Consider the following 11,927-nt stretch of genomic DNA (forward strand, 5'->3'; position numbering starts at 1 on the left):
GCGGCCAGCAGCACGAAGACGGCGCTCAGTCGTCGTCGCATCTGATCTCCTCATCAGGTAGACACTGATCGATGAGTGGCCCGCGCGGACTACTCAGGTCATTCGCGCACCGGGGCCCCGCAGATCACCGGTTCCGTGACGAAGGTCGCCGGGTTGTCAGTGGCGGCTGCCACCGTGTACCGCATGGGCGAGCTGATCGAGCGGGTGGACGAACAGGACCGCGTGCTGGAAGTCGTGGAGCGCGCGGAGGCGGTGCGCCGGCGGTGGCTGCATCGGATCGCGACGACGATGTTCGAACTGCGGAAGGTGGTCGATCGAGGGCCGTTCGTTCCGGGTGGGCGAGAGGCCCTGCGCCGCTATCTTGGCCGCTCAGCTCAGTGACGGTGCGGGGCCGCCACTGACGATCGCACCTGTGCGATCGGGCGTGGCCGTACCGTCGAGCATGGATTGAACGATCGGCCCCGCCCACGTCACGATCGCATCGTGACCGGCTGAGGCGATCGGTTCGACGCGCACGGCGTACCTGGCCACGGCCAGACCCATGAGCTGAGCGGTGACGAGCGCGCCGCGCATCGCCGCGTCGGGGCCTTCGAGTCTGTCGACGACCTGAGCCGTGAACTCCTTGTCGATGAACTCGCGCAACATCCGCGCCGACGGATCCTGGCTGCCTGCGGACATGGTCAAGGTCAGGATCGGCTCCAGGCTCGCGCCGGCGTCCCACACCTGCAGGAAGCGCCGGACCAGTTCGGCGCCGGCGCCGTCGACGCCGTGGGCCAGCAGCGCGGCCACCGGCTCACGCGGGCTGCCGGGCGCCTCGAGCACGGCGGCGAACAGCTTGTCCTTGCCTCCGAAGAAGTAGCTGATCATGGACGGATCCACACCGGCGTCGGCGGCGATGGCCCGCACGGTGGCGCGATCGTAGCCGTCACCGGCGAATCGGACACGAGCCGCCTCCAGGATCTTGTGGCGGCTCTTCTCCCCGCTGCGCCATCGGCCTGATCGTCCGCTCATGTCCTGATTCTACATTTTCTCCAACACACGTTGAAGTATGAGTGCCGTGGCGCTAGATTCTCCAACGAGTGATGAAGAATGGATGTATTGATCGCCGGCGGCGGCCTCAGCGGGCTGACCATGGCGGCTCTCCTCGGCCGGTACGAACGGGACGTACCCAGAGGGCCCGAAACCACCGGCTCAACCCGCGCACCATGGCGGTGCCGCGTGGAGCGGGGCTGGTGCGGCCGGTCCGCGTCATCGAGCTCGGACACGACAGCGGCGGCCTGGTCGTGGCCGACACGCTCATCTGCCCGTCGAGACACAGAGAAAGGCTCTGACATGAACCAACCGCTGCGCGTGCTCATCGCGGGCGCCGGCCTGGGCGGGCTCTGCCTGGCCCAGGGCCTGCGCCGGGCGGGCGTCGACGTGCTGGTCTTCGAACGCGACGCCGGCCCGTACAGCCGGGCCCAGGGGCATCGCGTGCACCTCGACGAACGCGGCGAGGACGCCCTGCGCGCCTGCCTGCCCGAGCACCTCTTCGACCTGTACGAGGCCACCCGCGGCCAGCCCAGCGAACGCCTGATGCTGATCGACGCCGCAGGCGAACACCTTCGGGAGATCCCGGTCCCCCCGCTGCCCGACGACGCCTCGATCATCAAGAAGGGCAGGGCGGTCAGCAGATCCACCCTGCGCGAGATCATGCTCGCCGGCCTGGACGACGTCGTCCATTACGGCAAGGCCCTCACCCACTACGACCATGACGTGCGGGCCTGCTTCGCCGACGGCACCCATGTGAGCGGTGACGTCCTCGTCGGCGCCGACGGGATCGGCTCCGCCGTACGCCGGCTGCGCCTTCCCCAGGCACGGATCGACGACCTGGACATCCGCTGGATCGGCGGCAAGACCCCGGTCACCGCCGGCATCGAACGCTCGCTGCCGGACGGGCTCCACAACGCGTTCGCCGCCGTCACCGGCATGGACCCGGCCATGATGATCGGCTACATGCGCTTCGGGAACCCGCCTCCGGCCGCCGCCGGACGCCTGGCGCCCGGCCTTCGCCTCACCGACACCGAGGACTTCGTCATGTGGGCGATCACCGTGCAGCGCGACCGGCTCACCGCCGCGGACGCCGCCCTGCCCGCCTCCGGCCTGCACCGGCGGGCCCTCGGCCTCACCACGACCGCGCACCCCGCCCTGCGCCGCGTCGTCGAGCAAGCCTGGCCCGAGCACACCTTCCACCTGTCGATCGGTACCTCGGTCGCCGTCCCCGCCTGGGACAGCGACCACGTCACCCTGCTCGGCGACGCGATCCACGCCATGCCGCCCTCCCGCGGCTCCGGCGCGAACACCGCGCTCACCGACGCCGCCGACCTGGCCCGGCACCTGATCGACGCCCGGCGGGGCCGCGGCAGCCTGCCGGAGGCGATCGGCGCGTACGAACACGCCATGCTCGAACGCGGCTTCGCAGCCGTGGAGTCCTCGACGCGAGCGATCGACGCCTTCGCCCGGAAGATCATCCGATGACGACCGTCTGCGTGGTCGGCGGCGGGGGAAGACGAGGGGTCCCTTGAGCCTCTTGATCACCCCATCCTGTGCGCTGTAGGCATACCGAGAGGAACTTCGTACGCCTGAACGAGGCGCTGAAGACGCGCGTGGAGAGCTGACGCTCAGCAGCGCGAGCCGCGACCCTCTAAGGGGTGGCGAAACCCGCGACGATCGTTGCCCGCGGTCCCGCATGGCCGCGCTGAGCTGCTCTCCTGACATCGCCACGTTCACAGTGGGCGGGGACGGCAGGCGGGAGCGCGTATCGGCCTGGCCTTCACCGGAGCCACGGTTGCGCGGGCAGGCGGTTAACTGAGCAGGCCCCGGCGATAGCCCTCGCCTACGGCGGCGGCGCGGTCGCGGACTCCGAGCTTGTCGTAGATGTGCAGCAGGTGGGTCTTGATGCTGGCCTCGCTGATGAACAGTTTGGCGGCCGCCTGGCGGTTGGAGGCGCCGTCCGCGACGAGGGCGAGGACCTGGAGTTCGCGGTCGGTGAGGGCGGCCTTCACGGGCCGGCGTACCTGGCCCATCAGGCGGCCGGCGACCGAAGGGGACAGGACCGGCTCGCCCGCGGCGGCAGCGCGTACGGCACGCAGGAGTTCGTCGGTGGGGGCGTCCTTGAGGAGGTAGCCGGTGGCGCCGGCTTCGATGGCGGGCAGGACGTCGGAGTCGCCGTCGAAGGTGGTCAGGACGAGGACCTTGATGTGGGGATGGGAGTGGCGCAGGGCGGTGATGGCGCTGACGCCGTCCATTTCGGGCATGCGCAGGTCCATGAGGACGATGTCGACCTCGAGTACGGCGGCGCGGTCGATGCCTTCGCGGCCGTTGGCGGCTTCGCCGGCGACGTGGATGTCGGGTTCGGCTTCGAAGGCGGCGCGCAGGCCGTCGCGGACGATCGGGTGGTCGTCGACGATGAGGAGGCGGATCACCGGGGGTTTCCTTGGAGTGCGGGAACGGTGGCGCTGACGGCGGTGCCCTCGCCGGGTGTGCTCTCGATCTCGAGGGTGCCGCCGACGCCGCGTAGGCGTTGTCTCATGCTGCTGAGGCCGAATCCTTTGCCGCTGGGGTTGTGGATGCCGCTGCCGTCGTCGCGGATGTCGAGCAGGACGACGGCGCCGGTGTAGGAGAGGGTGAGGCCGGCGCGGGTGGCGCCCGCGTGCTTGGCGACGTTGGCGAGGGCTTCCTGGGCGACGCGGAACAGGGTGACCTCGATGGCGGGGCTGAGGGGGACGCGGTCGCCGGTCACTTCGACGTGGAGGTCGACGCCGGTGGTCTGGGTCCAGTTGCGGGCCAGGGTGGTCATGGCTTCGGGGAGGTGGGCGTCCTCAAGCTGGTGGGGCTGCAGGGCGGCGACCGAGCGACGGGCTTCGGTGAGGCTTTCCCGGGCGAGGTTGAGCGCGAGTTCGACGTGGGTGTCGGAGTCCTCGACGCGCTGGGCGGCGCGTAGCTGGGTGATGATGCCGGTGAGGCCCTGGGCGAGGGTGTCGTGGATCTCGCGTGCCATGCGCTGGCGTTCGTCGAGGATGCCGGCCTGGTGGGCTTGGGTGAGGAGCTGGGCGTGGAGGCCGGCGTTCTCCTCCAGGGCGGTCTGGAGGTCGCTGACCGCCTTCCGATATTTGCGCTGCCGGTCCTCGATCTTGATGCCTGCGATGGAACCGCCGCCGATGGCGACGGTCTGCACGGCGATGATCGCCAGGTAGAAGACGATGAGCTGGAGGGTGGCCTGGCTCCAGTCGAGCGACGAGCCGTACAGGACGAAGGAGGTGGCGGCGACGGCGGCGAAGGTCCACCGGGAAGGAGCGAAGTGGGCGGCGAGGAAGAAGCCGGAGATGCAGTAGATGATGAAGCTCGGGTGGTGGAGGGTCAGCAGCGCGGCGGTGGCCAGGACGCCGGCGAAGTGAATGGTGACGGCGGCCCTGCGCCGGCGCACCGCGGCGGGGATGAGGGTGCGGGCGCCGAGAATCCAGGCGAGGGCCAGGGCGGTGAGCGCGAGAGTACGGGGGATCCCGCCTTCGTGCCGGTCGGGTGCGGCCAGGCTGATGACGAGGGAGGCGCCGAGGGTGATGTACGGGACGATCTCGACGACGCGCTCGAAGCGTCGTTCCCAGGTGGAGATCGGGAAGGGGTCGTTCATCCGGGGCTCGCCCTCCTCTCGGGGTATGGACGGGTATCACCTGGTGGTGGTGGTCGAGGGCGAGTTTAGGCGCATGGGGATGAGGATGGCGTAGCCGTACATGAGCAGCCCCAGGGCGATCATGAAGATGACGGTGGGCCATTGCCAGATCGGCGGGAGATGAAGGGCGAGGAACCACCCGGGACCCCCGATGCCGAAGATCTTCATGACCAAGGGCACGAGACCCTGGGGGAACAGGGGAAGCCAGGCGATGGCGTAGCTGATCGTGACGCCGATGCGGTGCAGGACGGGGAGGTCCGCGGCGGCGGGTTTGCCGGCCTCGGGCGCCGGGCCGTGCTTCATGAGGTTGAGCAGGTCGATCCCGTGGTTCTCGAGTCTGCGGTACGCGATCCTGCCGAAACCCCAGGCGCTGAGGGCGCCGGTCAGCACACCGGTGGCGATGCCGGCCCAGGGGTGAAGGAGGATGGCGCCGGCCGCGGGCAGGCCGGTGGCGGGGACCGCGACGAGCACGAGCCAGGCGAGGCTGGTTTCGGCGGTTTCGTCGGCGCCGGTGCTGAGCGGGTTGCCGCCGCGCTTGTGGGGGTCGGTGCCGGGGACGAGCGAGGTGACGGCGAGCAGGACGATGATCCCGGCGCCGCCGCCGAGCAGGGCGGGGAGCAGGCCGAGTACCCACGGCCAGGCCCAGGCCAGGCCGCTGACGAGGGTGCCGGCCAGGGAGAGGAGCACTGCTGCCGGGCCGACGACGAGGAGCCAGGCGAGCTGGCGGCCGCGGACGTCCGCGCGTTCCGCGCCGGGGGTCAGGAGGGTGAGCCAGAGCGCGGTGCCGTCGGAGCCGTAGAGGTTGGCCGAGGACGCGGCGGCCATCACGATCGCGATGAGTCCCGCGAAGGGGACCATGATCCAGGCGTCGAGGGCGAGGAGCAGGAGGGGGGTGACGATGGCGTAGGAGAAGGCGGTGGCGAGCAGCTGGATGCGGACGAGGTCGCGCCACCAGGCGCGCAGTTCCTTGGCGGCGGTGATGCGGGCGCCGCCGGTGCTGGGGAGAGGGCGGGGGGTGCCGCGGCGGGGTGGCACGCCTCCGCGTGCGGCCGAGACGACGCGTCGCGACAACAGGCCGGCCCAGGCGGCCAGGAGGAGGGCGATCACGCCGGCGCCGGCGACGAGGATGGCGAGGGCCAGGGGCCAGGGGGCTTCGATGGCGGCCACACCCCATCCGGAGGGCAGGACGCGCACGAGGACCTGGGACCACGCGGAGGTGTCGGTGCCGCCCAGCGCCGCGACGGGCGCCCAGCCGTTGCTGCACAGGGCGATGGCGGTGCCGGTCACGATGCCGACGGCGGCCGCGGTGGCGCGGGATCTGACGAACAGGCCGATGAGCGCCACGATGACGCGGGAGATCATCACCATCGTGATGAGCGTGGTGACGGCTGCCACCAGGCCGATGAGCACTCCGGCCGGGCCGAAGCGCCAGCCGTACACGGGCAGGGACAGCAGGGCGACGAGATTGATGGCAGGTGCGGGGCCCGCGAAGGCTCCGGCGAGCAGCGCCGCCGCGATCCGGCCCGGCGTGGCCGGGAGCATGGAGAAGTATTCGGGGCGGAGGGCCTCGTTGCCGCCCCCGATGAAGATGGGGCCGAAGATCCAGCCGGCGAGCCACACGGCCAGGGTGACGGGCAGGTGGACGGGCCACAGAACGGCGACGGCGATGGTGCCGAAGGCCAGAATCAGCCCGGCCGAGACGCCGGTGTAGAGGTTGGTGGCGTTGTCGCCGCGCAGGGAGTTGCGCATGAGCGCCAGCCGCATGCGGATCATGTGCCGCGCCAAGGCGGTCGGGCCGAGGGTCAGGCCGTGAGCCATGCCAGGCCCTCCGTTCCTCCGGTGCGGGCGCCGACGAGGTCGACGAAGGCGTCCTCCAGGGTCGCGGCGCCGCGTACCTCCGCCAGTGGCCCGGCGGCCACGACCCGGCCGTCGGAGATGACGCCGACGTGGTCGCAGAGCTGCTCGACGAGGGCCATGACGTGGCTGGAGATGATCACGGAGCCGCCGTTGCCGGCGAACCTTCGCAGGATGGTCTTGATCGTGGCCGCGGAGACGGGGTCGACGGCCTCGAAGGGCTCGTCCAGGACGAGCAGGCGGGGCGCGTGCAGGAGGGCGATGGCCAGGCCGATCTTCTTGCGCATGCCGGTGGAGTATTCGATGACCAGGGTCCGCTCGGCGGCGTCGAGCTCGAGGACGTGGAGGAGTTCGTCGGTGCGCTCGGCGACGACGGCGGGCGGCAGGCCCCGCAGCAGGCCGAGGTAGGTGAGAACCTCGCGGCCGGTGAGCCGTTCCGGCATGGCGTTCCCGTCGGGCAGCACGCCGATCAGGTGCTTGGCCTGGACGGTGTCGCGCCAGACGTCGACGCCGAAGATCTCGGCGCTGCCGGCGTCGGGGCGGAGCAGGCCGACGGCCATCGCCAGGGTGGTGGTCTTGCCGGCGCCGTTGGGGCCGACCAGGCCGTAGAAGGATCCCGCGGGGACGGTGAGGTGGATGTCGTCGACGGCCACGTGGTCGCCGAAGGCTTTGCGGAGTCCGATGGTGCGGAGAGCGGGCTCCTGGTGTGTGGGCATGTCCTGAGAATCGCGCGGGGAGCATGGGTGGCGGATCGTCCGGCCGGAGAGCGGAGTGGTGGATTCCGGCATCAGCCGATCGGTTGATGCCGGAAGCGGCTGGTTCGCCCGGACGCCCCTTGCCCAGCGGCGTTTCCCTGCACCATTCTCGATGGGTGATCTGGTGGCTGTCCTTCCGGGCCAGGCGCGGGGACCCGGCGGCGATCCGCACGTTGTGGCGGCGCTGGCGCACGGGTGGCGACCCGGCCATCTGGGACGTCCTGCGGCGCACGGGCCTGATCGACGACGAACTGGTGCACTCCGTGCTTCAGGGCATCCCCGTCGTACGCGCCACCGCGCTGGAGGCGATCATCGCCCGAGGCGACCAGAAGGTGATCGACAGGCTGTTCCACCCCGACTGGCACGACCCGGACGCGGCGCTCAAGCTGCTGCACGAACTGACGGCGCGCGACCTGGCGCCCCACGGCCACGCCCACCTGGCCAAGGTACGGCTGGCGGTCGGCGACCGGGACGGCTTCCTGGAGATCGGCGAGTCCGTGACCACGCCCGTCCCCGGGCTCCTGTGGCCCCACACGATCATCGCCGAGCATCTCAGGAAGCTGGAACTGGAGGACTGGTTCCTCCGCCAGAGCCTGCGCCGAGACGATCAGGACTTCGCGCCCTTCGCCAGGATGCTGAAGCGCCTCATGCCCATCGACCTCGTGCAGGCCGCCCGGCGCAGCGAGCACGCGCCGACCGCCGACCTCGCCCGGGACCGGTGCCGCACCGCCCGCGGGGGCGAGCTCGCGGCCCTGTGGTCCCAGGCGCTGCGCGGCGGAGAACCTTGGCCGGCGCTGTTCGGCAACCACACCCGGCTCGACCCCGAGGCGAGCGGGCACGGCTGGCGGCTGTGGCTGGCCGGCCCCACCCGAGAGCTGTCCAGCCACCTGCTGAGGCACGGGAGCCAGGTCAGCGACCCGGCCTTGGACGACATGAGCGTGGTCGGTGATGCGGACCTGCTCATCGAGGTCCTCGTCTCCCCCCGCCTGCCACGCGCGATCCGCGTGCTCATCGAGCGCTCCCCCACGCTCCGCGGCCACATGATCCACGACCTGCTGAACGGCCGCCTGGACGCCCTCGACACCGGCCGGCTGACGGCCGGCTACCGGCATCCGCAGCTGCGCGAACCGATCCGCGCGGTCTTACGCGAGGCCCGCGGCCTGGACCTCCTCGCGATCGTCAACCCGGCGTCACCGGAGGACCGGCTCTTCGCGGCCGACACCTTCCTCGCCTGGCAGGACTGGGCGAAGCTGCGCGACTACCTGCTCACCTGGCCTTTCCTCGACGTCCTCCAGTACGGGCCCCGCCTGGCCCGCCACCACCCGCCCGAACTGTCCGCCCTGAGGCCGGCCCTCGATGTCGACCGCGCGATGATCCGCTACGCCCGCGTGACCAGATCGCCCAGGATCAAGCCCATCCTGCGATGCTCCCTGGCCTCGATGACCGGCGATGACCTGGCGGTGGTGCGCTGGATCCAGAAGAGCGCGAAGAGCAACCCGAAGCTCTGCCTCCTCGCCCAGGTGATCGAATCCTGCCTCACCCGGCGAAGAACGTCCGCAGATGGCGATTGACCGGGTCCGGGCAGTCCAGCTGGGGGGCGTGGCCGCAGCCGTCCAGGATCACGAGCTGGTCGTTCGGGAGCAGGTCGGCGAACCGCCGGGCGCGCTCGACCGGCTGAACGGTGTCCTGCCTGCCCCACAGCACCAGCGTCGGAGTCCTGGTGGCGGGCAGGGCGCGTTCGGTCTGTGCCCAGTCGAGGCGGCGTTCCAGCAGGTACGTGGCGCGGATGTTGTCATGGAAGGTCATCGGCGCCCACCACTCGTCCACCAGCTGATCGGTGACGCGGCCCTTGTTGACCATCATGCCCTCGGCCAGGCCGCGCACGGTGGACCTGCCGGTGGACAGCTTGACGGCCAGTTCGCCGACGACAGGGATCTTCAGGGACTCCCACATCACGGTGCCCGGCAGGTCCAGGCCGGTGGCGTCCAGCAGGGCGAGCTTGGTGACGCGGTCGGGGTGGCGCTGCGCGAAGGCCAGGGCCCAGCCGCCGCTCCAGGAGTTGCCGGCCAGCGCGGCCTGCCGTACACCGAGACCGTCCATGAACGCGCCGACGGCGGTGACCATCGAGTCCAGGTCGAAGGCGAAGTCCGGGTCTTTCACCCGGGTGTAGCCCTGGCCGGGCAGGTCGGCGACGTAGACCGTGTGATCGCGGGCCAGGGCGTTGAGCTGGTCCTTCCAGCCGATGACCGAGGTGCCGCCGGGCGAGAGCAGGATCACCGGCGTGCCGGATCCGGCCTGGACGTAGTGGAAGCGGGCGAGGGGAGTGTCGGCGTAGCGTGAGCCGGCTTGGGCCAGGTAGGGCGAGCGGAAGGCGCGCCCGTCCTCGGCGGGCTGCCAGACGTAGGCGCCGAACAGCAGCGCGGTCACCAGCAGCGCCGGCACGGCCGCGAGCCGGCGGCGCCGGCACGCCGGTCGGGCGGCGGTGGTCTGCGGTGCGTTCTCAAGGCCAACCATGGTGATCTCCGGCGTGGTCGGGGAATCGTTCATGCGTCTGGACGGACTGGCGTGCCGCCCTGTGACAGTCATGGCAGGTGAACTGGCTCACGCCGGGCCGGACCTGGGGCTGTGGTGCCGGCCGTACCGGATGATGATCAGTGTTTCGCCGGCTCGGGTACCCGGATCCCGGCTCTGAACTCGGGGCAGTCCTCCAGTGACGGGCCGTGGTGGCACTGCTTCAGGTGGCCGAGGTACCGCCGGGCGGCGGCCAGGCGGTCCAGTTGCGCGTCGATGTCGGCCATCCGGGTGTCCACGACGTCAGCTCCCGCACCGTCACCACGGTCCGCGCGTCCGTGACAGCCACCTGGTCACCCCTCCTTCGCCGGTCGGCAGTGGGCATCACGATGTCTCCTCAACCCGGGTTGAGCGCGAGCCTCCGCTTCCCGCAGCCGGATCAGGTGATCGCACTCTTTCGACCTCGTGGTCGTCTGCGCCCCCGCCGGCGGGAACTCCCGCGCGGGACTGAACACCTGACACGACATCCGTCCGCGCACCGCGCGGTACGACGGTGACGTGGCGGCCCTCGGGGCGCGACACTGACGGGCATGGAGTTCGAGTTCGTGACGCGGCGGCCGACGGGGGTGTTGGAGCCGTTCACGGAGTCGGTGTGGTTCGCCCGGGGGCGGATGCCGTACCCGCGGGAGCGGATCGCGCCGACGGGATCAACGGTCGCGGTGCTCGTCCTCGGATCCCCGATCGTGCAGACGCCGCGCAACGGCGACGGACCGGCGTTCGTGGCGGCGGAAGGCTGGTTGACCGGGCCGCACGACCAGCCGGTGATCAACGCCCCGACCGCCGAGACACTCGCCGTAGGTGTGGTGTCGTCGCCGGTCGGCTGCCGCGCGCTGTTCGGCGTCGATCCCGCTCCGCTGCGCGGGCGGGTCGTGGACCTGACGACGGTCTGGCCGCCCGCCCGTGCGCTGCGCGCCGCACTCCTCGCCCGCCCGGACCCGGCTGCCTGCCTGGATTCCGTCGAGGCCACGCTGCGCGCCGGCCTCTCCCCGGCACGCGGATGGCGACGGTGTACGACCGCCGTAGCCGCGCTGGAGGCCGATCCCCGACGGCGCATCTCCGGTCTGGCCGCCGAGCTCGGCATCACCCCCGCCCACCTGGACCGGGAATTCGTGCGCGTCATCGGCCTGACCCCGCGCTCCCTCGCGCGCATCCTCAGGCTGCGGCGGCTGCTGAATCATGTGGACGTGCACGCCGATCTGAACTGGACCGGACTGGCCGCCGCGTGGGGATGGTTCGATCAGAGCCACTTCATCAGGGATTTCAAGCGCCACAGCGGGGTGACGCCGTCCGCGTACGTGCTCGCCCAGCGCGGCGCGTACGCCACCGGGCAGAACGAGCCGGGGTTCGTCCCCGAGATGTGAATTCCGTACAAGTCCCCTACCGCGGCCGGCGGTCACACTGTGGGCCATGAAACGGGCATTCGCCGTCGACGCCGTCATCGACCGGCCGGCGCGGGACGTGTGGCAGGTGCTGACCGACTGGGAACGAGCTCCCCGATGGATGAAGGGCGTGGAGTCGATGTACGCCGAGTCGGGCACCCGCGCCGGTTCGACGATCACCTTCCATGCCCGCGGCAAGACCCGCACCAGTGAGATCGCCGATCTGGACGAGGGACGCTCGATCACACTGGTGACCATCCAGGGCGGAGTCACCGCCCGATACGTCTACCGCCTGGAGCCGCTCGACGGCGACGCGCGTACCCGCGCCCACCTGACCGCCGACCTCGCCACGACCGGATTCCCCTGGACCCTGTTCGCCCCCTTGATCCGCCTGGCCGTCCGCCGCACCGACGCCGGCCAGATCCACGCCCTGCGCGCGACCGCGGAGGGCGCACAGCCTTAGGCACGTTTCCACGGCCGCACCGGACCAGTGGCCGGGTCCAAGGAGCTCCACCTCGTGGAGTGGCTGTGGCGGGGCCCTCGATAATCGTCGGATGCCGCGATTGCCGGTTCTGGACACGAAGAGCCGGCTCCCTGTCCGCCTCCAGCGGCCCGCCCCTGCCGCGCCCGATGATCGACGTCCGTGTGCCCGCGCCTCCG

General features: G+C 70.9%; 13 protein-coding genes. 6 read left to right on the forward strand and 7 right to left on the reverse strand.

The features are described from left to right. Positions 1–183 precede the first annotated feature (183 nt). On the forward strand, positions 184–381 hold the full coding sequence (locus ACIBI5_RS53295) for a hypothetical protein (protein ID WP_397259373.1): 198 nt from the start codon (positions 184–186) through the stop codon (positions 379–381). Here the strand turns inward: ACIBI5_RS53295 and ACIBI5_RS53300 are convergent. Beyond that, the gene (locus ACIBI5_RS53300) at positions 370–1,011 is read right to left on the reverse strand and encodes a TetR family transcriptional regulator (RefSeq protein WP_397259375.1); all 642 of its coding nucleotides are present in this window, start codon (positions 1,009–1,011) and stop codon (positions 370–372) included. The genes ACIBI5_RS53295 and ACIBI5_RS53300 overlap by 12 nt on opposite strands. A gap of 194 nt (positions 1,012–1,205) precedes the next feature. Here ACIBI5_RS53300 and ACIBI5_RS53305 point away from each other — a divergent pair, with 194 nt between their 5' ends. Together ACIBI5_RS53305 and ACIBI5_RS53310 are read left to right on the forward strand one after the other, a co-directional pair. Next, positions 1,206–1,331 carry a hypothetical protein gene (locus ACIBI5_RS53305; RefSeq protein WP_397259377.1) on the forward strand — a complete coding sequence of 42 codons (126 nt, stop codon included), beginning with the start codon at positions 1,206–1,208 and terminating at the stop codon, positions 1,329–1,331. A gap of 1 nt (position 1,332) precedes the next feature. Further along, positions 1,333–2,517 carry an FAD-dependent oxidoreductase gene (locus ACIBI5_RS53310; protein ID WP_397259379.1) on the forward strand — a complete coding sequence of 395 codons (1,185 nt, stop codon included), beginning with the start codon at positions 1,333–1,335 and terminating at the stop codon, positions 2,515–2,517. Between the two features lie 326 nt (positions 2,518–2,843). Here the strand turns inward: ACIBI5_RS53310 and ACIBI5_RS53315 are convergent, their stop codons facing one another. From ACIBI5_RS53315 to ACIBI5_RS53330, 4 genes are read right to left on the reverse strand one after another with little or no spacing between them, the layout of a single operon-like run. After that, entirely contained in the window at positions 2,844–3,464 is a 621-nt protein-coding gene (locus ACIBI5_RS53315) for a response regulator (protein ID WP_379612589.1), read from the reverse strand. After that, the gene (locus tag ACIBI5_RS53320) at positions 3,461–4,669 is read right to left on the reverse strand and encodes a sensor histidine kinase (RefSeq protein WP_397259381.1); all 1,209 of its coding nucleotides are present in this window, start codon (positions 4,667–4,669) and stop codon (positions 3,461–3,463) included. The genes ACIBI5_RS53315 and ACIBI5_RS53320 overlap by 4 nt, the downstream gene beginning before the upstream one ends. A gap of 36 nt (positions 4,670–4,705) precedes the next feature. Then, the gene (locus ACIBI5_RS53325) at positions 4,706–6,526 is read right to left on the reverse strand and encodes a hypothetical protein (protein ID WP_397259383.1); all 1,821 of its coding nucleotides are present in this window, start codon (positions 6,524–6,526) and stop codon (positions 4,706–4,708) included. Then, positions 6,511–7,278, reverse strand: coding sequence for an ABC transporter ATP-binding protein (locus ACIBI5_RS53330; RefSeq protein ID WP_397259385.1), 768 nt, complete (start codon positions 7,276–7,278; stop codon positions 6,511–6,513). The genes ACIBI5_RS53325 and ACIBI5_RS53330 overlap by 16 nt, the downstream gene beginning before the upstream one ends. Before the next feature lie 155 nt (positions 7,279–7,433). On the opposite strand from ACIBI5_RS53330, the gene ACIBI5_RS53335 reads away from it, so the two are divergent. Further along, positions 7,434–8,888, forward strand: coding sequence for a hypothetical protein (locus ACIBI5_RS53335; RefSeq protein ID WP_397259387.1), 1,455 nt, complete (start codon positions 7,434–7,436; stop codon positions 8,886–8,888). Here the strand turns inward: ACIBI5_RS53335 and ACIBI5_RS53340 are convergent. Next, positions 8,854–9,864, reverse strand: a complete 1,011-nt coding sequence (locus ACIBI5_RS53340; RefSeq protein ID WP_397259389.1) for an alpha/beta fold hydrolase — start codon at positions 9,862–9,864, stop codon at positions 8,854–8,856. The genes ACIBI5_RS53335 and ACIBI5_RS53340 overlap by 35 nt on opposite strands. Positions 9,865–9,968: 104 nt before the next feature. Further along, positions 9,969–10,127: a hypothetical protein gene (locus ACIBI5_RS53345; RefSeq protein WP_397259391.1), complete on the reverse strand. Its 159-nt coding sequence runs from the start codon at positions 10,125–10,127 to the stop codon at positions 9,969–9,971. 291 nt (positions 10,128–10,418) lie between these two features. On the opposite strand from ACIBI5_RS53345, the gene ACIBI5_RS53350 reads away from it, so the two are divergent. Next, the gene (locus tag ACIBI5_RS53350) at positions 10,419–11,249 is read left to right on the forward strand and encodes a helix-turn-helix domain-containing protein (RefSeq protein WP_397259393.1); all 831 of its coding nucleotides are present in this window, start codon (positions 10,419–10,421) and stop codon (positions 11,247–11,249) included. Between the two features lie 46 nt (positions 11,250–11,295). Further along, a complete protein-coding gene (locus tag ACIBI5_RS53355) occupies positions 11,296–11,730 on the forward strand; it encodes an SRPBCC family protein (RefSeq protein WP_397259395.1) in 435 nt (144 codons plus the stop codon). The last annotated feature ends 197 nt before the right edge of the window (positions 11,731–11,927 follow it).

This window comes from Nonomuraea sp. NPDC050540 (assembly GCF_044457485.1).
Lineage (GTDB): Bacteria > Actinomycetota > Actinomycetes > Streptosporangiales > Streptosporangiaceae > Nonomuraea.

Bases quoted from the DNA above. Each gene is read 5' to 3' on its own strand.
- ACIBI5_RS53310 (WP_397259379.1), top strand. From the start codon at position 1,333: ATGAACCAACCGCTGCGCGTGCTCATCGCGGGCGCCGGCCTGGGCGGG.
- ACIBI5_RS53340 (WP_397259389.1), bottom strand. From the start codon at position 9,864: ATGAACGATTCCCCGACCACGCCGGAGATCACCATGGTTGGCCTTGAG.
- ACIBI5_RS53295 (WP_397259373.1), top strand. From the start codon at position 184: ATGGGCGAGCTGATCGAGCGGGTGGACGAACAGGACCGCGTGCTGGAA.
- ACIBI5_RS53330 (WP_397259385.1), bottom strand. From the start codon at position 7,278: ATGCCCACACACCAGGAGCCCGCTCTCCGCACCATCGGACTCCGCAAA.
- ACIBI5_RS53355 (WP_397259395.1), top strand. From the start codon at position 11,296: ATGAAACGGGCATTCGCCGTCGACGCCGTCATCGACCGGCCGGCGCGG.
- ACIBI5_RS53320 (WP_397259381.1), bottom strand. From the start codon at position 4,669: ATGAACGACCCCTTCCCGATCTCCACCTGGGAACGACGCTTCGAGCGC.
- ACIBI5_RS53350 (WP_397259393.1), top strand. From the start codon at position 10,419: ATGGAGTTCGAGTTCGTGACGCGGCGGCCGACGGGGGTGTTGGAGCCG.
- ACIBI5_RS53325 (WP_397259383.1), bottom strand. From the start codon at position 6,526: ATGGCTCACGGCCTGACCCTCGGCCCGACCGCCTTGGCGCGGCACATG.
- ACIBI5_RS53300 (WP_397259375.1), bottom strand. From the start codon at position 1,011: ATGAGCGGACGATCAGGCCGATGGCGCAGCGGGGAGAAGAGCCGCCAC.
- ACIBI5_RS53305 (WP_397259377.1), top strand. From the start codon at position 1,206: ATGGCGGTGCCGCGTGGAGCGGGGCTGGTGCGGCCGGTCCGCGTCATC.